The sequence below is a fragment of the Terasakiella sp. 4MB5A genome (assembly GCF_050058155.1).
GTDB classification, from domain to species: Bacteria; Pseudomonadota; Alphaproteobacteria; order Rhodospirillales; family Terasakiellaceae; genus Terasakiella; species Terasakiella halodenitrificans.
This window is the reverse complement of sequence record NZ_CP188815.1, coordinates 1,858,841-1,877,742: the sequence shown is the minus strand read 5'-3', so window position 1 is coordinate 1,877,742 and position 18,902 is coordinate 1,858,841. Positions and strand designations below refer to the sequence as shown.

Here is an 18,902-nt window from a genome sequence, read left to right as displayed (position 1 = left end):
ATATTAACCAATGAGCAAACAATTTACCTGGACCGGCAGAGTGGACCCTGAAGATGGCGATCATGCGAAAAGATGGCACCAAATCGTTACAACATCTCCTCAGCCAGATAGCTTTGCTTCCCTCATTGGTTTCCCTTGTGATTTGGGCGTAAGATGCAATAAGGGTCGACCCGGCGCAGAACAGGGGCCCGATGCAATTCGCGCGGCCTTGGCTAATCTGGCATGGCATGGCATGGACGGACACATCTATGATCGACAAAACACCCCTGTTGGTCTTGACCTTGCACAGGCACAAAACAAATTGGGCGAAGAAGTTGAACGCGCATTAAAAGAAGACACAAAAGTTGTTGTTCTCGGCGGGGGACATGAAACCGCAGTGGGCAGTTTCACCGGACTGCTCAATTATTTAAAAAAAGACACAAATGCCTCAATTGGCATCATCAATCTGGATGCGCATTTCGACTTGAGAAAACCCGGTAAAAATGGCATTTCCTCCGGTACTCCCTTTTATCAAATACATGAAATGCTGGCGCAACGCGGTCAAAAAATGAAATACCTTTGTCTTGGCATCTCTGAGACATCCAATACAAAAGCATTATTTGAACGCAGCCGGAAATGGGATGTCCAATATATGCTGGATACAGAAATCCGTCCCTATATGCTCGCTCAGGTCAAAGACAAAGTAGATCGTTTTTTAGAAAGCTGTGACCATCTTTATTTAACCGTCGATCTTGATGTTTTACCGCACTGGCAAATGCCCGGCGTTAGCGCCCCAGCCTCTTATGGGGTCAGCCTAGAAATCATCGAAGATATCATCACCCACCTTTCAAAAAAACAGATCAATTGGTTACTTTCCGACCTCGTTGAATTTAACCCCATATATGACATTGATCATCATAGTGCAAAAATTGCCGCCCGATTATGCGATAAAATTATACGCGCAATGATTGGACCCATTCCCTAAAACTGGAGAGCACCTTCTCCTTTTAGGCGGCCATCAACTCAATGGACCTGTCCTGAAAAAGTGGAGTGTGTCTCACTCACTTATCCAGCCCGCCTTTCAAACTTAATGGGGCTGAGGCCATTCAGATATGAATGACGACGTCGGGCATTGTAGAACCCATTTATATATTTGAACAATTCCTTTTTGGCATTATCGCGTGTCTGGAAGGTAATTTTCCAAACCATTTCCGCTTTCAAGGTTTTGAAGAAGGTCTCGACAGCGGCGTTATCATAACAGTTCCCCTTGCCAGACATCGACTGTTTGAATTTCTACTTTGCCAGCAGTTTACGGAACTTGGTTGAGCAATATTGACTGCCACGATCAGAATGAAAGATGACGCCTTTTGGTGGTTTACGAAGGGCAATGGCTTTGTTCAAAGCATCAATTACCAAATCCTTTGGTAATGCCCCCGATTTTTAGTAGTCCTCATAAGGAGAATTTTCTCGTAATGTAAATACAGGAGAATTCAAATGAGAAAATCACGTTACTCAGACAGTCAAATCATCAATATTTTGAAACAAGCTGAGGCTGGAACCAAAGTTCCTAATCTTTGCCGAGAACACGGCATGTCGGATGCGACATTTTATAAATGGCGGGCAAAATTCGGCGGCATGGATGTTTCCATGATGACCCGTATGAAGGAACTCGAAGCAGAAAATGCCCGGCTCAAGAAAATGTATGCAGATGTTCAACTTCAAAATGACGTCATTAAGGAAGCCATGAAAAAAAAGTGGTAAAGCCATCCCAACGACGTGCGATGGCAAAGGATGCTGTCTGCAAGGGGTGGCTGAGTATTGTGGCGGCTTGTGATGCCTTTACGATCAGCCAGAGGTGTTATCGGTATCAGCCTCACTTGAGTGATGAAAATGCGAGCATCGCGGATTGGCTAGGACTTTTAACGGATCGCAAAAAGAACTGGGGTTTCAAACTGTGCTTTTTATATTTAAGAAACGTCAAAGGCTTTAAGTGGAACCACAAACGGGTCTATCGGATTTATTGTGAGCTTGAATTGAATTTACGGATAAAACCGAAGAAACGGCTGTATCGAAACAAACCTGATAAGCTATCTGTGCCAGAGACAATCAATGAAACATGGTCGATGGACTTTATGCATGATCAACTTTCTGATGGACGGAGCTTTCGCACATTCAATGTGATTGATGACTTTAACCGGGAAGGTCTTGGCATTGAAATTGATTTTTCTTTACCGGCTGAACGTGTCGTTAGAGCCCTTGATCGCATCATTGAATGGCGAGGCAAACCAAGGGTTATTCGCTCAGATAACGTTCTATATAGGGAAGGTTTTAACAGTTTGAGCCAATAAAACTCTATACGCTGCCATCTTTGACAACGTTTTTTAACAATAAACCAAGTGGCTTCTGCCGTCTATAGAAAGCGTTTTCAACCATAGCAAATACAGGGTACGTCTTATCGTCCCTCACCGTTCTCAATACGAGATACAATTCCAAGCAGAAGGCCCAAACATTATCTACGAGGTCACTTTTGTGCCTCCACGGCCGCTACAGAGAGAGGTCCTTCCACTTGGCACCGCCCGTTCATAGAATGGGCGATAATCGTTACCGCTTTTGATGATGGCATGGGTTACACGGGCCAACTTTGCGGCAATAGCTGATAACGCCTTGCGTCTGAGATGGGGATTGTCCCGATCTTTGGCAATATAGCGTTCAAATTTATCTCTAAAAGCATTCTCCTTTTGTCGAATAGCAATTTGTCCGGCAATCCAGAAGGTACGTCGTAATCTTGCATTCCCAAATTTTGAGAGTTTGCTTTGACCTCTAAATTGCCCAGATTGATGGGTGGCTAAATCAAGACCACAAAATTTAAGAAACTGACGATGATGTTTAAATCGACGTAAATCTCCAGCTTCGGCCAAAATTGTTAAAGCATTGATCGGCCCAATTCCGGGTATCTGAATAAGCTTTATGTAATCTGGATGTTGAGACAGAAGCTGTTCAGCGTATCTTTCTATTTGATCTCTTTGCTGGATGAGCCCACGGGCTTCTGTCAGAACCATTCGGAACATAGCAATGGCTGGCGAATCTATGGGCACTGGCAGGCCAGTTGATGAGGAGGCAATGGCATAAATATTGGACAAGACTTGTGTTTTTGCAACTTTGCGCCCCACCACCGACCATGCTTTTTTGATAAAATCCTTTTCACTTAGGGCCGTAATGCTTGCTGGTGTTGGGAATTGATCTAAAAAAGCCAGAAACCAATCAGTGCGACTGTTGCCTTTAAACCTTTCCGCCTCTGGAAAATACAGAGGCAAATAGTGGGTCAGCAAGCGATGCCAGATTTGCGTTTTTGCTCGAGAAACCAATTCATGTGTTTTGGACAATTCCTGAATATCGTTGATATTTGCGGCAATAGGGTCGTGGTAATATTGAGATGCTCCGATCTTGAGCATATGCAAAATGACCTGGGCATCTTTTGGATCATTCTTGTCCCAGCCATTATGCAAAGCTTCTCGTGTGCGCGCTAAACCAACTGAAGAGATTAATCTAACATCAAAGCCGGCTTCCAAAAGACGCCAAGCAATTGTTCGATGATAATTCCCCGTAGCCTCAAAGCCGACAACAATCGGCAAGTTGAAAGCCTTTAGGTTTTCTATGAAAAAGTCGTGTTCTTCTCGGGTGTTAAGAACGCTGAATCTCATTCTGCGCTTTCTGTCGGGCAGTTCGATTAAAACTTCATTCCTGACTTTTGCAATGTCAATTCCTACAAATACAGCAGGGGATGGCGTAGTATGAAAATTGGTCATGATCAGTCACCTCAAAAGTGTTTCTAAGCAATTACACTTTAGAGAATTATTGGCTGTTCATGGCCGCCTGTTTTAACCTTCGTTCGCTATCGCTCTCTGCGGATAAAACAGGCTAAAGAGAGTATGCCTTAAGCACCTTCCCTATATGCTATGGCCCTGAATACATCAGTCATCTACTGGCAATTTGGGCTGATAAACATGGGATTATCCTACAATTTATTCAGCCGGGTAACCCGCAACAGAATGCTTATGTCGAACGGTTTAATCGAACAGTGAGATATGATTGGCTCAATCAGTATATCTTTGAAACAGTGGAAGAGGTGCAAGATGCAGCCACAAAATGGCTCTGGACATATAACAATGAACGCCCCAATATGGCCCTCGGCGGTATAACGCCGATACAGAAACTGGAAATGGCACAGACAGCCGCTTAGAGATTCTCCTTTTCCGACCCTCTAAAAATGGGGGTATTACCCTTTTTCATACGTCGGCTTGCAGACCAACCAATGATACGGCGGGAATAAAGATCAATGACAACAGCGAGGTAAAGCCAGCCCTCGCCCGTCCACAAATAAGTGATATCGCCAGCCCATTTCTGATCTGGAGCAGTTGCTGTAAAATCTCCGTCCAATAAGTTTGGGGAGATATTGTGATTATGATCGCTGTCAGTCGTACGTTTGAATTTTTGGCTTCGCACGATCCGCAAACCGTTTTGCTTCATGATCCGGGCAACACGGTGTTCGCCCACGCAAATGCCTTCTTCCTTTAATTCATCGCTCATGCGTCCTCGACCATAAGACTGATAATTGGCGTAATGGATCGATTTGATATGGGCAAGCAGAACCATGTCTTCACGTTGGCGCTTGCTGACAGGGCGATGGCGTCAAGCAAAAAAACCGCTCTGGGAAACACTCATCGCACGACATAGCTCTGCTATGCTGTGGTTCTTTCGCTGTTGGTGGACAAACTGAAACTTCACGGCTTTTGGCTCGCAAAGTAGCGCGCTGCCTTTTTTAGAATGTCCCTCTCCTCCCGCAGGTCACGAACCTCACGGCGTAATCGGGCCAATTCTTTTTGAACATCATCAGATGGTTCAGGGATCTGTTTATTGCGATATTCAGAAATCCAGCGATTTAATGTGCTAATGCCAATGCCAAAATCAGCAGCAATAATTTTACGTGGCTGATTACTACTTAAAGCAACCTGAGCAGCCTCTTCTCGAAATGTCGGGGTGATTGTACGCTTCATTATATTCTCCTGTAGTCAGTATATTTAACTCAGGAGACACACTCCACTTTTTCAGGACAGGTCCAACCTGTTTGCGGGACAATCCGCTTGTTAAAGCAAGCTGGACAGCTTCACGTTTAAATTCATCAGATTTTTTGAGACTCATTTATTCCTCCTGTAAATCTCAGTTTAACAGAAGGTGCTCTCCACTTTATAGGGACGGGACCAGGCATGATTAACCAATTTGATGAGCCAAAATCCTCTGTTATTTTAGCCGCTCGCTTGGCCCAAATTATATGGCCACGGACACGTCCCCTAAAACTGACAAAAACCGCATAAATCATCACGTTAATAATCTATACAAACACCAAATAACAGTCGAATTAACTTGTCAGACTTACATCAAAGAGAGTAAAATCAAAACATAAAACATCTTTGGTAATATGTCAGTTTTCACCCTCTCATCGATCCTGCTTGCAGCTTTTCTACATGCTATGTGGAATACAATTGCAAAAAAGAACAAAAATAAACGACAAGCTATTTTGGCTGTAGTTTTAGGGCATGTTCCTTTTGCATTGATTACAATTCCTTTTGCAAAGCTCCCTACACTTGAAAGCATCCCTTATATTGTGGTAGGCGCATTGCTTCATGTTGGATATCAACTTTCTCTCTCATCCGCATATCAACATGGCGATCTCTCTACGGTCTATCCAATATCTCGCGGCTCCGCACCAGTTTTGGCCGCAATAATCCTTTTTTTCCTGTGGGATGAAAGCCTCACCAAAGAACAATTAATAGCCATGCTAACGATTTGTATTGGGGTATTCAGTTTTGCTTTTGTGGGCAATAAAGCAGGAAAAATCAATAAAGACGGCATACGTTTTTCTCTTCTAACAGCAACCTTTATTGCGAGTTATTCAGTCATTGATGGAATGGGGGCACGTATAGCAGAAACATCTTTAGGTTTTTACATCTACCTCACACTCCTAAATGCTATCCTTATGCTCGGTGTTAACAGGTTTCACGAGAGAACTTCATTAAGAAAAATTCTCTTTGACCAAAAACTAGCGTTCTGGCTAGGCGGCGGAGCTTCTTTTTTCGCGTATGCTTTAGTGACCTGGGGGTTCACTCAAGCCCCAATCGCATTGGTCGCAGCCATCAGAGAAACGAGCATCATCATTGCTCTGTTTTTCGGAACATTCTTTTTAAATGAAAAAATACAGATCAAACAGATTTTATCCACGATGATCACTCTCTCAGGCGTGATTTTATTAAGGTTATCTAAATAAAAGGATTAAATTATGCTTATTACTCCTACTCTAGAGAAATTCAACTATCCTAAAGCTCTCATTAAAGAGTTCGACCATTGGGTGATTTTATTACGCCCAAAACAAATCACCTTTGGCAGCATGATCATTGCCTCAAAATCTGATGTCACAAGTTTTGCAGACCTCACCCCTGAACAAATGAGCGAATTCCCAACCGTCTCACATACTTTCGAAACCTATTTCAAAGAGAAATTCTATGCTCAAAAGTTTAATTATCTCGCATTAATGATGGTTGACCCTAACCCTCATTTTCACGCTCTGCCTCGTTACAGTGAAGATATTCATTTCAACGATCAAACATTTACAGACAAGCAATTCCCTGTTGCTCCACAACTTAGTGAAATTAATTCGTGCGATGAAACTCAAATTCAGGAATTGATGACATTCTTCAAAGAGACATTTTGAGGCAATACCATCACATCAAAAGAACAATAAGATTATGAAAACTATGTTGCATCACAGAAATCAACAAACCACTTACAATCATATGGCGCCTCACAAAATAAAAGAGCGCAGCACAAATATGCAAAACAACTGGAAATGCGATCATAGCAATTAAACCACAGCACGATATGCTCATCTTGCCCAAACACCGATTGATCAAGCGGCCATCGTTGTGGGTGCCGTATTGGAACAAAACCAAAAAAAGGCTGATGCAGATGATTAATGCGAGAAATCATATTCTCAATACAGGCAGCGTCAACCCGCCTTCCTATATTTTGAAGTCTTACCCGACACAAGGACATAAGCTGGTCCGACCTGAATATACACAGTTCAGGGCTGAATTTCGCAATTTCTCCTTTTTTGTCGTCACTCCTGCCTTTGAAACCCAAGTGGTCGAACTCCCAGACCTTACACGAGAACCTGAACTCAACTATCTGGATATAAGCCGCCTTCAAAGCAATCGCGACAATCTTAGACTTTGGCTATTTTGGATGATGTGCCAATCCCGTAAAAAGAAAGAAAGTCTGGCAAATAAAGCCAAACATATCGCAGAGCTTTATCTTCGGATTTCAGAGAAACCCGAAAGCATAGGAGCTTTTTTTGAACGAAATGACGTTCCCGTAAGTTGGTCAAGTCGCGAGTACGATCCTGATCAACTTGGCACAAAACACTATGCCTATCAGATCGCTCTCATTGCCCGGGAAAGCTATTGGTGGAACCCCAAAGGCTTTCGTTGTGTCAGCTGGGCGGCGGAAGAGTTGCTTCGCATGCGGCACATCACCCCAGACATTACCTATTCGCAAACTCCCTTTCTGAATACGGTTGTCGCAACTGTAGATGAAAAAACAGCTTTTAACCAAGCCGTTGAAAAAGCCCTTGAACCGTATTTCCCGACATGGGTCCCGTTAGGAGGAGACTTCAAAGCCTATCCTATCAGGGCTCCGAGCGATATCCCACGATACGCGATTACACGGGAAGAATTTTACCAAACAACAAAAGGTAAGAACAAATGACGCACCCCTATATTGATACATTAGATCACTTTGCGACACGCCTAGTCGAAAAAAACCCACAATACAGTAAAAAAGCGATAATTGATCTTTTTTTCATATCCTTTTTGGAGAACCATTCTAACATCTTTAAAGATGTCGATAGCGTCGCCCATACAGATCATGAAATCATTTTCTTTGCATCACTTATAGATGATATCATTAAGTATGATGGACCTTTTAGCCTACTTCTCGAGCCAATAAAAAAACAAACGACTAACAGAAAAAATATAATATTGACCTTATTAAGTAAATTTTTCTTTTTCAAAAATAAACGAAAAAAACAACCTTTAACTAAAAAGCATATTCATATTGATGGACATTTAAAGACGCAAAAATCGGACCTATTCCCCTTAACACGTTCATGTTTACTCTATCACATATATCTTTCTGTTGCTTCCAAACCATCGAACGCAAGTAAATGCCTATGCGTCTAATTGACGAAGAAAGAGGAGGTCATCATGTTACATGCCCATCATCATAAAAACGAGGTTTCGCCGTCTATTTCATCTGTACGGTTAGGTCTTAAGGGGATGGGCTGCCCACAGCGAAGATGCAAAGGCCCTTGAAACGGCTGAAGCTGCCCTCTTGAAAGTCTTGACAGCAGAACAAGCTGAAATTTTCAAATCTACCCCAACATTTGCAGATATGCCCTGTGGTGGGAATTATGGCGGTGGCTATATGATGAACTCTGCACCTCATATGTCTGAATAATCCTTCAGGCGATAAATAAGGTTAACAGTGAAGAAGCCTACAGGATTGTGGGCTTCTTTTTTTGTGCGGCTTTAGAAAGGAGAAACTGGCTTGCAGGATTTGGTCAAAGTTTGTCACAATTTGGCACAAACTACCCTAGTCATTGAAAAACATTAGTCACATTTTTTCTTCACATTCATCTCAACTAAAATTTTGCACTGCAAAACAATGATGAATGAAAGGATAAAGAATGTCGGTCGGCTATAGATTTCAAAAGGGTGCGTACAAATGAGAAAATTACGTACCTTAAGCGTGAGCTTTCTTACGTTGTCCCTTTTTAGTACCGTCGTTTTCGCTCAGGAGCTCAGTCTCTCAGAAGCGGAAAACCTTACTCTGGCAGCGGACCCCTTATCAAAGCAATTTCAGAGCAATTCAAAAGCTCAAGAAGAGCTTGCTATTGCTGAAGGGCAACTTCCCGACCCCATGATCAGTCTTGGGGCCTTAAACCTGCCCACTGATACCTTCAATACGGATCAGGAAGCTATGACCCAGTTTCAGGTCGGTATCACTCAACAAATCCCAAATTTCAGTGCGCTTGATGCCAAATCTGAAATCGCATCAGCCCTCTCTCGCGTAGATCAAGCAAATGAGGCAACAAGGAAACTTCTTTCTCTAAAGGCTGTGCGCCTATCTTATCTAGAAGCCCTATATTGGAAAAAAGCTTTACTGATTTTAGAAGATTACAAAGATTTGGTTGAAGATGACATCAAGTCTGTGCAGGCAAGTTACAGTTCGGGCCGTATCAGTGCGCAAAGAGTTATCGCAGCTGAACTTGCTTCTAGTCTTCTAGATGATCGATCCTTAGATGCTCTTAAAAACCTTGATGTTACCAAAGCAAACATCAGCAAATGGATTGGTGAAAATGCAAATGCCAGAACGTTAACTGACGATCTACCTGCATTGGCTCTCCCTTTAGATGAAATCGCTTTCTTGGACGCACTCACAAAACATCCTTCTCTTAAAATGTTCAATGAACAAGAAGAGGCATCCAAAGAACGTGTAAAACTTGCAGAAGCTGACTATGCACCAAAATTCGGCGTTGGTGCATCATATGGATACAGACAAGATACACCGATGGGACAGGAACGTGCTGACCTCGTCAGTTTCGGGCTGACAATGAGCATTCCCCTCTTTACCGAAAAACGTCAAGATCGAAAACTCAGTGCGAGCAAATATCAAGCAGCTGCTGCACGCCTTCGTGCAGATGAACAGTTACGCGAATTAACGCAAGAATATCGTTCTGAAATCGCGAATTATAAAAGTACGCAAGAACGTCTCCAAAATTTTAGAAACCAAATTCTTAAACGCGCCCAAGACAATGTGTCGGCTGCAATTACGGCCTATCAATATGAAGCATCTGATTTTGATGAACTGGTTCGTGCCCGTGTCGCTGAACTGGAAGCTCGCCTTAAACATCTGCGTCTTCAAATAGACAGTTCAAAATCCCTTGCTCGCCTTCAATATCTTCAAGGAGAAACGCTGTGAGCTCAAAAACAGTTGTGATCGCCCTATCCGCAGGATTGTTGGGCGCAATCGGTATGTATGGCCTCCAGCAATCCGGTATTTTAAATAGCTCAGTAGGTAGCATGGGAAGTAGCGCCAGCGCGGAAAAGAAAATCCTCTATTGGGTTGCCCCCATGGACCCTAACTTCCGTAGCGAAAAGCCCGGTAAATCCCCCATGGGTATGGACTTAATCCCTGTCTATGAGGGAGCTGAAAACAACGACGACGATAGCAACGCGATTAAGATCAAACCTTCCGTCGTTAATAACATTGGTGTCAGAACGGCATCTGTCGAGCGTTTGGACTTATCTCAGAATATTGAGACAGTGGGGTATCTGGATTATGATGAAAGCAAGATTAAACAGGTCCATGTGCGTTCAGATGGCTGGATTGAACATCTTGGCGTTAAATCTGTTGGGGAACGGGTAAAGCGTGGTCAATTGCTGTTTGAATATTATTCCCCCGATCTTGCAAACGCGCAGGCAGAGTTTCTTCAAGCCTTACAAACAGGGCGTACAGGGTTAATTTCTGCTTCAGCAGAGCGCTTACGTGCGCTTGATTTCAATCGAGATCAAATTGACCAGTTGAAGAAAACACGAAAAATCCAGCGTTTAGTCCAAATCCGCGCGCCACAAGATGGTGTTGTATCCGCCATGAATGTACGTGATGGTATGTACATCACACAAAAACAAAGCACTTTCACGCTGGCTGACCTGTCATCCGTCTGGTTGCTCGCCGATGTATTTGAAGATCAGGCCCAAGCTGTAAAAGTTGGACAAGAAGCCTCTATGAGCCTGTCTTATGCGCCGGGCAAACATTGGAAAGGTCGGGTGGAATATATCTACCCAACGCTTGATGCCAAGGCCCGTACATTAAAAGTACGTCTCAAATTCGACAATCCGGATGAAGAATTGAAGCCAAACATGTATGCCAAAGTCAGCATCTCCGGTGTGGGGAAAGATGGCGTTCTTACCGTACCACGTGAAGCTGTTATCCGTTCTGGCAAGCATGATCGTTTGATCTTGGCCTTGGGAGAAGGCCGCTTCAAGTCTGTCGAAGTTATCAGCGGCATTGAAGCCAACCAGCGCATTGAAATCGTCAAAGGTATTTCAGAAAATGACAAGGTGGTAACATCTGGTCAATTCCTGATCGATTCAGAAGCCAGTCTTTCCGCCAGTATTCAACGATTATCTGATACAGATGCCAAAGAAGAAAGTAGTGAAACCGCTGCACCAACGACAATGGCTAAAGTCAATTCCCTTATGCCCGATCACGGTATGGTCAACCTGACACATGAGCCTATCCCCGCAATCGGATGGCCTGCGATGACCATAGACTTCACACTTCTGCAAAATGCATCGTTGGATGGCCTTAAGGAAAATGATTCTGTCCATATCACATTAGCCCAAGATGCCGAAGGTATGTGGGGTATTGCCAAAATCATGGCTCTGACCAGCCCAAAAATTGAAGCCTATGGCGAAGGTGTGATCAATTCGGTTTCTGTTGATCGCGGCACCATCAATATGAAGCACGCCCCCATTCCCGAAATTGGATGGCCGGAAATGGAAATGGATTTCACCAAATTGGGAGACTTTGATATTTCAGCCCTCAAAGCCGGGTACAAAATCCGCTTTGGCTTAGCCAAGGATGGCGAAGGTATGTTTGGTCTGGGCAGTGTTGAAATACTGGAAAAGGGTAACGCCCAATGATTTCCAATATTATTCAATGGTCAGTGAATAACAGATTGATCGTTATCTTACTGACACTTCTATTTGTTGGCTGGGGTTCCTATACGGTGATGAAAACACCGCTGGATGCCATCCCGGATCTTTCCGACGTTCAAGTGATCATCAAGACCAGTTACCCTGGTCAGGCCCCCCAAGTTGTGGAAGATCAGGTCACCTATCCCTTAACAACCGCTATGCTGTCTGTTCCCGGTGCGACAAATGTCCGCGGTTATTCCTTCTTCGGTGATTCATACGTTTATGTAATTTTTGAGGATGGAACAGATCTTTACTGGGCGCGTTCACGGGTGTTGGAATATCTCAGTCAGGTTGCGCCCAACCTTCCACCGGAAGCACGTGCGGCTTTGGGACCAGATGCAACAGGTGTGGGATGGGTTTATCAATACGCCCTGATTGATAAAACCGGTAAACATGACCTGTCCCAACTACGCTCTATTCAGGACTGGTTTTTGAAATACGAACTTCAAACTGTCCCCGGTGTCTCTGAAGTTGCGACAATCGGTGGGATGGTGAAGCAATATCAGGTTATCGTTGATCCAGATAAACTGCGCGCTTTCAACATCCCCTTAGCCAAGGTTCGCATGGCCATTCAAAATGGCAACAAGGAAGTCGGTGGCTCTGTCATTGAAATGGCAGAAGCTGAATATATGGTCCGCGCAACGGGTTATATTCAATCTGAAGAAGATTTACGATCAATTCCATTAGGAGCAACTTCTACCGGCACCCCTATCACAATGGGAGATGTGGCAGATGTCCGTGTTGGCCCGCAACTTCGTCGCGGTATCGGGGAATTAAACGGTGAAGGGGAAGCTGTCGGCGGCGTTATCATCATGCGTTGGGGGGAAAATGCCCTAACCACAATTGAAGCTGCAAAAGCCAAAATTGAAGAGCTTAAAAAAGGTTTACCGGAAGGGGTGGAAATTGTTGAAACCTATGACCGTTCCAACCTGATTGAACGTGCTGTTGAAACATTGCAAGAGAAACTGATTGAGGAATTTATTGTTGTTGCCCTCGTTTGTGCGATCTTCCTCTTCCATGTGCGCTCTGCCTTCGTAATTGTGGCAAGTTTGCCCGTGGGGATCATTGCTGCCTTCATCATTATGGGACAGCAAGGGATTAATGCCAATATCATGTCATTAGGTGGCATTGCCATTGCCATTGGGGCTATGGTGGATGCAGCCATTGTGATGATCGAAAATGTCCACAAACATATGGAGAAAACCGAGCTTAATAACGAGAACCGTTGGCGGGTGATTTCACAGGCAGCGAGCGAAGTTGGCGCTCCCTTATTTTTCTCTCTCTTGATCATTACATTGAGTTTTGTACCTGTCTTCACACTAGAAGCACAGGAAGGACGTTTATTTTCACCACTGGCATTTACCAAAACATATGCGATGGCAGCCGCAGCAATCCTGTCGATCACATTGGTGCCTGTCCTTATGGGATACTTCATTCGGGGTCATGTGGTGCATGAACATAAAAACCCAGTCAATCGCGCACTCATTGCCATGTATCGCCCCTTTATCAACATCGCACTTCGTTTTCCAAAAACGTTGATTGTTGTTTGTCTGGCCTTGGCCTTAAGTGCCTACTGGCCTCTCAAAAATCTTGGCAGCGAATTTATGCCGGAACTTGATGAAGGCGATTTGCTCTATATGCCCAGCGCATTCCCTGCCATTTCAGTCGGTAAGGTCAATGAAGTTGTCCAGCAAACAAACAAGCTGATCAAGACCATACCTGAAGTGGAAACTGTCTATGGTAAAGCGGGTCGTGCAGAAAGTGCGACGGACCCTGCCCCTCTCACGATGATCGAAACCACGATCAAACTAAAACCGAAAGACCAGTGGCGTGAAGGTCTGACGATGGATGATTTGAAACGAGAACTTAATCAAATCGTCGATGTACCCAGCTTGACCAATACTTGGATCATGCCAATTAAAAACCGGATCGACATGCTGGCAACAGGAATTAAAACACCCGTCGGGATCAAAGTTGCAGGTCCTGACCTAGAAGTCATTGCCAAAGTGGGTGAAGAGATTGAAAAGGTTATCAAGAATGTAGAAGGTACAGCCTCTGTTTATGCTGAACGGGTAACAGGTGGGCGATATGTCACCGTCGATATTGATCGTGCAGCGGCATCGCGTTACGGCCTGAACATTCAAGATGTTCAAGATGTTGTCAAAACTGCTATCGGCGGAATGACAGTGACACGCACGGTGGAAGGCCGTGAACGCTACCCTGTCAACTTACGTTACCCACGTGATGTGCGTGATTCTGTTGATCAGGTTAAAACCCTGCCAATTGTAACACCAAGTGGCGCACAAATCCCCTTGGCAGAAGTTGCGAACGTCAAAGTGGTCGGTGGGCCGGGTATGATCCGCTCAGAAAATGCCCGTCTCAATGGTTGGATCTATGTCGATATTGCAGATCGAGACCTCGGGTCTTATGTTGTGGATGCAAAACAGGCAGTCGCCGATCAGATCAAGCTGCCTGCTGGGTATTCTATTGCTTGGTCAGGTCAGTATGAATTTATGGAACGCGCCAAACAGAAGCTTTCCATCGTGGTCCCTGTGACGATTGCCATTATCGTTGTCTTATTATTCCTCAATTTCAAAAACCTGGTTGAGGTGGGCATCATCATGGGCACACTACCCTTTGCTCTGGTGGGAGGTGTCTGGCTTCTTTATCTTTTGGGATACAACTTTTCAGTAGCTGTCGGTGTGGGCTTTATTGCCTTGGCAGGTGTAGCGGTCGAGATCGGAGTATTGATGCTCGTCTACCTGAACCAAGCTCTTGACCGCCAAATGGATCGTGTCGCAGATCGTCAGATCACACGGGAAGACCTTGATAAATCGGTCATTGAAGGTGCGTTATTACGTGTCCGGCCCATTATGATGACATTCTCTGTCGTTATTGCAGGGCTTCTCCCGATTATGTTTGGTACCGGCACAGGATCAGAAGTCATGCGACGCATCGCGGCCCCCATGGTGGGCGGCATGATCAGTGCCACAGCCCTCGCTCTGCTCATCATCCCGGCTGTGTTTGTGTTGTGGAAACGCGCGCAGATGAAACGGGCAGAAAAACAGCTCAAAAAACTTGAAGCCCAAGAAGCGGCTTCTTGATTGATCACCTCTTAATTCAACTCCATAAAAGGAAAACTTAAATGAAAAAACTTCTCTCTATCGCTTTGGCTGCCTTAAGCATTGGCTTTCTAAGCACTGCTGCGTTGGCAGATGATGGGCACACTATGAAAGAAATGAAAGGCCATGAAATGACAATGGAAGGTATTCATGCCTCCGGCACAGTCAATGGCGTTAAAGATGGCAAGATCAATATCGCTCACGGAAAAATTAAAGAATTGGGCTGGCCTCCCATGAAAATGGATTTTACAGTTGCTGAAGGTGTTGATGTTAGCAACGTCAAAGCTGGTCAAAAAGTAGACTTTACTTTAGGTAAAGGCAAAAGCGGCATGTATGAAATTATGGGGATTAAAATGGCTCATTAAGCCGTTTCATTCTTTGTACATGATCAAAAGAGGTGCTTAGCGAGCACCTCTTTTGTTTATTATTTGTCAGATAGATAGATCGAAATATTTTGTTTCAATTTAAGATGTCTTTGTTGCAAAAAGACACAATCAGGACAAACAACTGACAAGCCTGTCCGCCATATTCCTCTTCAGCGAAACATACTAACCTAACAAGAGGAAAACTTATGAAACGCTCTTCACTTTTTGCACTCGCTCTTCTCGCAACAACAGCCATCTCTTTTGGTGCCCAAGCCGGTTCTGTCACCGAGTATTCCAATACATGGAAACCCGGTTTCTCGCATGATGACGGTCCCTACCAATATACACGGACAAAAACCGTGCAAGAAGATACCGGCTATTACCCTGACAGCAAGATGATGACCGTAACGAAAACATCAAGCACTCCACAACCCGGTTATACACCTGATGATAATGGAACGTATTTCAAGGTTGTTCAGGTTCCCAACCCTAAATATGGAACCAACATGGTTCAAAAAACGCCGCATGAACAAAGTGAATGGGCTGCAGATCATTCATATGACGATGACAAAAAAGTCTACTATAAAATCAATTGATGTAAAATTGACAAGATTTTGAATAAAAACGAGCTGAGATTACTTAGCTCGTTTTTTATGTATTGAAGGAAACTACCACACAAAAAATTGTTGCAAATTGTGACAACCCTACTCTTCGACAAACTCTCGTAATGAAATTGATGTTTAATGCAATTGATCAACTGAGAGAAAAAAGGATCCTCTCGTGATTTCCCTTTACCTTCATTCCCCCTGTTAAAAACGGAGATTAACATGAAACACCTCAAATCATTCTTTGGTTCCCACATGGGCATGATGTTGATTTGTTGTCTTGCAATGGTTGGTGCTTATTTTCTGTTTGCCAGTGGTATTGCACAAGGAAGTACTTTGGCCGCATTAGCTCCGTTAATCGCCTGTATCGGTGTTCATTTCCTTATGATGAAAATGACCGGCAAGAGCTGTCATGGATCACATGAGCACGACAAAAAAGAAAACAAACAACAAAACGCCACCCCTCACGGCATCCCTAAAACCACCTCTTAATTTTACAAAAGGAGTTTGTCATGGGCAGCCACCATAGCATTCACCTTCACCACCACGTATCAAAACAGGCAGACATCAAACATAAGAAATATGTCGTAACCTACCTACCTGTTTTGATCATTCTGGCTCTGATCGTTGTTCTCTTTGGCAGTTACAATTTCTTAAACACCAAAGAGACCACCTCAACCATCGGAACCAACGTTCCTGATTTTTCGCTTCCTCCTGTTAAAGGGGAGCTGTCCGGCTTGAATTCAGGTGATTTTACAGGCCAAATTTCACTCATTAGCGTTTTTGCATCTTGGTGTGACGAATGTCAGGAAAACCATTCTGTGCTTGTAGAACTAACACAACAACAACAAATTCCAGTTTATGGTCTGAATTATAAAGATCCTCCCAAAGATGTCCGCCTTTGGCTGGATAGACATGGTAACCCTTTTAAAAAAATTGGCGCAGATCTAAATGGCGATGTCGCTGCAAGCTGGGGTGTTTATGGTCTCCCCGAAGTTTTTGTGATCAACGCAAACGGACAGGTCATATATCGGCATATGGGAAGTATTAATTCTGAGCAATTTAACCGAGATATTCTGCCTTTAATCACCCAAAATGAAAGACAAACTGAACATGTCTTCCCCCAGAATACAAATGAAGAAAAGGCTGTTGATCCAGCATCGAAAGATTTGTAGGGACGCGTTCAGGAAATTGTCAAAGCGCGATAACTTGCCGAATTGTCATTGTCGATAAAAGAACTCAAGCAACGATTTGGTATTTTCAGTACACGGGTCCATCAGTGCCTTTATCAAAATAGACAACAATGCCATGAACCAACACGACACCCGTAAAAAGAGAATTTTGTGACAAAATTTGTCAAACCCGGCAATTGTCAAACTTTGTCATGCTCTTCTGTGTTCCGGACATACTTACGACATGACTTCTCGTGAAAATAACTTCCACGAAAGGGCGCTGAGATAGGTGATTTGAAAATGCAATTCCACAAAGTAAAGCATTTCACCAATTGCACGTACCATCGTCATTAAAACATTTGAGGAACTGCGAGAGGCCATGAGCGAAACACTTGGATATGCCAAACTAATTGGCTGTGATATCGAACAGGTTCCCCAATGTATCAAAACCATGGTCGATTATGTTGAACCAAAGGAACGTGGGGAAAAAAACTCGTGAATAACAGGGCATTTGCCAAAATAGCATCAATCATGGCAGTAGGCATTTTCATTGCTTCATCTGTCTATGCAGAAAATCCGAAACAAGATGTTTACCTTCATCAACTGAAAGATGTCAGTGGGATCGTTTTCAATCCAAAGGATCAAGAAAAATTCACCGTATCCACCCCGCATGGCATCTTTACGGTACGTGACAACGGCCTAGTCAAAAAATTAAACAAAACACCCGGCTATTTTATGGAACTGATTTCTCATCCAAACAATCCAAATGTCATGTTTGCTAGTGGCTATGTCAGCAAGACAGAAAAGATGGGCGTTGTTCGCACAGAAGATGGCGGACGCAATTGGCAGGAACTCGGTGAAGGCGCAAAAGGGAAAGCATCCTTTTATGCCATGACCATCAGTCCGATCAATCCACGTATTCTTTATGGTGTAGATGAAGCAATTCAGGCAAGTCGTGATGGCGGTAAAACTTGGCAAGTGATCAGCCCGATCCAAGGTGAACGCATATTTGAAATTGCTGTTTCCCCCCTAAATCCCCAGACCGTTTATGCAGGAACATTCAATGGTCTGTTGAAAAGTGAAGACGGAGCCAAGACCTGGAAAAATATTGGCCCAATAGACAAACCTGTCGTCTCCCTTGAAGTGACCAAGCAAGGGGAAATCCATGCATTTATCTATGACTATGGATATATCAGTTCTTCAGAAAAAAGCCTTAAGTGGAAACGTGGGGCAAAATTTTTCCAGAACCGCGCATTGTTAAACGTCACTATTGACCCTCGTAATCCCAAACATATCTACGGTGTGTCAGATACAGGTGCCATGATGATCAGTAAAGATAGCGGTAACAGCTGGGCCAGCTTTGAAGGTCATCAATATAGTTCTGCGAAACGTATAAAGGCAGGTAAACAACTCTACGAAGATAACTGCCTTGCCTGTCATGGAAAAAATGGCATTGGTGAAAACCCGGATGATCCCGCAGCCATTGATGACAACGGTTTACCACTGGCTCCTTCTTTGAACAATACGATGCATGCTTGGCATCATTCAGATAAACAGTTGATATTGACGATTTTGAATGGATCGCCACGCAATGAAAGAATGATAGCTTGGAAAGAACAGGATCTTACAAGAGAAGATGCTGAAAATCTGGTTGCCTATATGAAAAGCCTTTGGAACTTCAATAGTCTGTCATGTCAGGGACCGCGACATATGAGCTGCATGCATTAAAGGAAGCGGATGATTATTGTTACTGAAACGCATACAGACTAAGCCCTATACGGTAAGA

17 protein-coding genes and 3 pseudogenes are annotated in these 18,902 nt (G+C 43.8%); 15 read left to right on the top strand and 5 right to left on the bottom strand.

Features of this window, described 5'->3' with window-relative positions; genetic code table 11:
- The first annotated feature begins 10 nt into the window (after window positions 1-10).
- The gene (hutG, locus tag ACI0FF_RS08630; protein WP_419799662.1) at window positions 11-964 is read left to right on the top strand and encodes a formimidoylglutamase; all 954 of its coding nucleotides are present in this window, start codon (window positions 11-13) and stop codon (window positions 962-964) included.
- Between the two features lie 80 nt (window positions 965-1,044).
- On the opposite strand, the pseudogene ACI0FF_RS08625 reads toward hutG, so the two are convergent.
- A pseudogene (locus ACI0FF_RS08625) lies at window positions 1,045-1,416 on the bottom strand (IS3 family transposase); the annotation flags it as partial.
- A 57-nt stretch (window positions 1,417-1,473) separates the two neighbouring features.
- On the opposite strand from ACI0FF_RS08625, the pseudogene ACI0FF_RS08620 reads away from it, so the two are divergent.
- Window positions 1,474-2,288 (top strand): annotated as a pseudogene (locus tag ACI0FF_RS08620) (IS3 family transposase); the annotation flags it as partial.
- A gap of 204 nt (window positions 2,289-2,492) precedes the next feature.
- Here ACI0FF_RS08620 and ACI0FF_RS08615 read toward each other — a convergent pair.
- A complete protein-coding gene (locus ACI0FF_RS08615; RefSeq protein ID WP_419799661.1) occupies window positions 2,493-3,785 on the bottom strand; it encodes an IS110 family transposase in 1,293 nt (430 codons plus the stop codon).
- Between the two features lie 152 nt (window positions 3,786-3,937).
- On the opposite strand from ACI0FF_RS08615, the pseudogene ACI0FF_RS08610 reads away from it, so the two are divergent.
- Window positions 3,938-4,219: pseudogene (locus ACI0FF_RS08610) on the top strand (integrase core domain-containing protein); the annotation flags it as partial.
- Here ACI0FF_RS08610 and ACI0FF_RS08605 read toward each other — a convergent pair.
- Both ACI0FF_RS08605 and ACI0FF_RS08600 read right to left on the bottom strand, forming a co-directional pair.
- Complete coding sequence (locus ACI0FF_RS08605; RefSeq protein ID WP_419799798.1) at window positions 4,216-4,632, bottom strand: IS3 family transposase; 417 nt, start codon at window positions 4,630-4,632, stop codon at window positions 4,216-4,218. The pseudogene ACI0FF_RS08610 and the gene ACI0FF_RS08605 overlap by 4 nt on opposite strands.
- Window positions 4,633-4,760: 128 nt before the next feature.
- Window positions 4,761-5,033 carry a transposase gene (locus ACI0FF_RS08600; protein WP_419799797.1) on the bottom strand — a complete coding sequence of 91 codons (273 nt, stop codon included), beginning with the start codon at window positions 5,031-5,033 and terminating at the stop codon, window positions 4,761-4,763.
- Between the two features lie 422 nt (window positions 5,034-5,455).
- On the opposite strand from ACI0FF_RS08600, the gene ACI0FF_RS08595 reads away from it, so the two are divergent.
- The 11 genes from ACI0FF_RS08595 to ACI0FF_RS08545 all read left to right on the top strand — a co-directional run bounded on the left by ACI0FF_RS08595 (window position 5,456) and on the right by ACI0FF_RS08545 (window position 17,119).
- On the top strand, window positions 5,456-6,301 hold the full coding sequence (locus ACI0FF_RS08595; RefSeq protein WP_419799660.1) for a DMT family transporter: 846 nt from the start codon (window positions 5,456-5,458) through the stop codon (window positions 6,299-6,301).
- Window positions 6,302-6,313: 12 nt separating this feature from the next.
- Window positions 6,314-6,745, top strand: a complete 432-nt coding sequence (locus ACI0FF_RS08590) for a hypothetical protein (protein WP_419799659.1) — start codon at window positions 6,314-6,316, stop codon at window positions 6,743-6,745.
- 167 nt (window positions 6,746-6,912) lie between these two features.
- On the top strand, window positions 6,913-7,797 hold the full coding sequence (locus ACI0FF_RS08585; protein WP_419799658.1) for a hypothetical protein: 885 nt from the start codon (window positions 6,913-6,915) through the stop codon (window positions 7,795-7,797).
- A gap of 624 nt (window positions 7,798-8,421) precedes the next feature.
- A complete protein-coding gene (locus tag ACI0FF_RS08580; protein ID WP_419799657.1) occupies window positions 8,422-8,547 on the top strand; it encodes a hypothetical protein in 126 nt (41 codons plus the stop codon).
- 267 nt (window positions 8,548-8,814) lie between these two features.
- The gene (locus tag ACI0FF_RS08575; RefSeq protein ID WP_419799656.1) at window positions 8,815-10,071 is read left to right on the top strand and encodes a TolC family protein; all 1,257 of its coding nucleotides are present in this window, start codon (window positions 8,815-8,817) and stop codon (window positions 10,069-10,071) included.
- On the top strand, window positions 10,068-11,798 hold the full coding sequence (locus tag ACI0FF_RS08570) for an efflux RND transporter periplasmic adaptor subunit (protein ID WP_419799655.1): 1,731 nt from the start codon (window positions 10,068-10,070) through the stop codon (window positions 11,796-11,798). Before ACI0FF_RS08575 ends, ACI0FF_RS08570 begins: the two co-directional genes overlap by 4 nt.
- Window positions 11,795-14,956 carry an efflux RND transporter permease subunit gene (locus tag ACI0FF_RS08565; RefSeq protein WP_419799654.1) on the top strand — a complete coding sequence of 1,054 codons (3,162 nt, stop codon included), beginning with the start codon at window positions 11,795-11,797 and terminating at the stop codon, window positions 14,954-14,956. Before ACI0FF_RS08570 ends, ACI0FF_RS08565 begins: the two co-directional genes overlap by 4 nt.
- A 41-nt stretch (window positions 14,957-14,997) precedes the next feature.
- Window positions 14,998-15,339 (top strand): copper-binding protein, encoded by a 342-nt coding sequence (locus tag ACI0FF_RS08560; RefSeq protein WP_188665344.1) that lies wholly within the window; start codon window positions 14,998-15,000, stop codon window positions 15,337-15,339.
- 206 nt (window positions 15,340-15,545) lie between these two features.
- Window positions 15,546-15,935 (top strand): hypothetical protein, encoded by a 390-nt coding sequence (locus ACI0FF_RS08555; protein WP_419799653.1) that lies wholly within the window; start codon window positions 15,546-15,548, stop codon window positions 15,933-15,935.
- A 231-nt stretch (window positions 15,936-16,166) separates the two neighbouring features.
- Window positions 16,167-16,436 carry a hypothetical protein gene (locus ACI0FF_RS08550; protein WP_188665338.1) on the top strand — a complete coding sequence of 90 codons (270 nt, stop codon included), beginning with the start codon at window positions 16,167-16,169 and terminating at the stop codon, window positions 16,434-16,436.
- A 20-nt stretch (window positions 16,437-16,456) separates the two neighbouring features.
- Window positions 16,457-17,119 (top strand): DsbE family thiol:disulfide interchange protein, encoded by a 663-nt coding sequence (locus ACI0FF_RS08545; protein WP_188665335.1) that lies wholly within the window; start codon window positions 16,457-16,459, stop codon window positions 17,117-17,119.
- 234 nt (window positions 17,120-17,353) lie between these two features.
- On the opposite strand, the gene ACI0FF_RS08540 is transcribed toward ACI0FF_RS08545, so the two are convergent.
- The gene (locus ACI0FF_RS08540; protein WP_188665332.1) at window positions 17,354-17,497 is read right to left on the bottom strand and encodes a hypothetical protein; all 144 of its coding nucleotides are present in this window, start codon (window positions 17,495-17,497) and stop codon (window positions 17,354-17,356) included.
- Between the two features lie 150 nt (window positions 17,498-17,647).
- Here ACI0FF_RS08540 and ACI0FF_RS08535 point away from each other — a divergent pair, with 150 nt between their 5' ends.
- Entirely contained in the window at window positions 17,648-18,844 is a 1,197-nt protein-coding gene (locus ACI0FF_RS08535) for a c-type cytochrome (RefSeq protein ID WP_417822424.1), read from the top strand.
- The last annotated feature ends 58 nt before the right edge of the window (window positions 18,845-18,902 follow it).

Excerpts from the sequence above, each read along its gene's own strand:
- hutG (WP_419799662.1), top strand. The coding sequence starts at position 11 with ATGAGCAAACAATTTACCTGGACCGGCAGAGTGGACCCTGAAGATGGC.
- ACI0FF_RS08615 (WP_419799661.1), bottom strand. The coding sequence starts at position 3,785 with ATGACCAATTTTCATACTACGCCATCCCCTGCTGTATTTGTAGGAATT.
- ACI0FF_RS08605 (WP_419799798.1), bottom strand. The coding sequence starts at position 4,632 with ATGGTTCTGCTTGCCCATATCAAATCGATCCATTACGCCAATTATCAG.
- ACI0FF_RS08600 (WP_419799797.1), bottom strand. The coding sequence starts at position 5,033 with ATGAAGCGTACAATCACCCCGACATTTCGAGAAGAGGCTGCTCAGGTT.
- ACI0FF_RS08595 (WP_419799660.1), top strand. The coding sequence starts at position 5,456 with ATGTCAGTTTTCACCCTCTCATCGATCCTGCTTGCAGCTTTTCTACAT.
- ACI0FF_RS08590 (WP_419799659.1), top strand. The coding sequence starts at position 6,314 with ATGCTTATTACTCCTACTCTAGAGAAATTCAACTATCCTAAAGCTCTC.
- ACI0FF_RS08585 (WP_419799658.1), top strand. The coding sequence starts at position 6,913 with ATGCTCATCTTGCCCAAACACCGATTGATCAAGCGGCCATCGTTGTGG.
- ACI0FF_RS08575 (WP_419799656.1), top strand. The coding sequence starts at position 8,815 with ATGAGAAAATTACGTACCTTAAGCGTGAGCTTTCTTACGTTGTCCCTT.
- ACI0FF_RS08565 (WP_419799654.1), top strand. The coding sequence starts at position 11,795 with ATGATTTCCAATATTATTCAATGGTCAGTGAATAACAGATTGATCGTT.
- ACI0FF_RS08560 (WP_188665344.1), top strand. The coding sequence starts at position 14,998 with ATGAAAAAACTTCTCTCTATCGCTTTGGCTGCCTTAAGCATTGGCTTT.
- ACI0FF_RS08555 (WP_419799653.1), top strand. The coding sequence starts at position 15,546 with ATGAAACGCTCTTCACTTTTTGCACTCGCTCTTCTCGCAACAACAGCC.
- ACI0FF_RS08550 (WP_188665338.1), top strand. The coding sequence starts at position 16,167 with ATGAAACACCTCAAATCATTCTTTGGTTCCCACATGGGCATGATGTTG.
- ACI0FF_RS08545 (WP_188665335.1), top strand. The coding sequence starts at position 16,457 with ATGGGCAGCCACCATAGCATTCACCTTCACCACCACGTATCAAAACAG.
- ACI0FF_RS08540 (WP_188665332.1), bottom strand. The coding sequence starts at position 17,497 with ATGGCCTCTCGCAGTTCCTCAAATGTTTTAATGACGATGGTACGTGCA.
- ACI0FF_RS08535 (WP_417822424.1), top strand. The coding sequence starts at position 17,648 with ATGGCAGTAGGCATTTTCATTGCTTCATCTGTCTATGCAGAAAATCCG.